Source organism: Pseudomonas sp. SMSB3 (assembly GCF_052041965.1).
GTDB lineage: Bacteria > Pseudomonadota > Gammaproteobacteria > Pseudomonadales > Pseudomonadaceae > Aquipseudomonas.
Genome location: NZ_JBKGGV010000056.1, coordinates 1 through 301, shown reverse-complemented (window position 1 = coordinate 301; position 301 = coordinate 1). Strand labels below are relative to the sequence as shown.

Below are 301 nucleotides of genomic sequence, written 5' to 3'. Positions count from 1 at the left end.
CGTTCTTTAAAAATTCGGATATGTGATAGAAATAGACTGAAGACCAGTTTCACTGCTGGAATTCAGGCTAAGGTAAAATTTGTGAGTTCTGCTCGAAAGAGCGACGTGCGAATTTTCGGCGAATGTCGTCTTCACAGTATAACCAGATTGCTTGGGGTTATATGGTCAAGTGAAGAAGCGCATACGGTGGATGCCTTGGCAGTCAGAGGCGATGAAAGACGTGGTAGCCTGCGATAAGCTTTGGGGAGTCGGCAAACAGACTGTGATCCAGAGATCTCTGAATGGGGGAACCCACTCAGCA

General features: G+C 46.8%; 1 rRNA gene. It reads left to right on the top strand.

The window, feature by feature from the left end:
* Positions 1-163: 163 nt before the first annotated feature.
* A 23S ribosomal RNA gene (locus tag ACLEJW_RS23265) occupies positions 164-301 on the top strand; the annotation flags it as partial.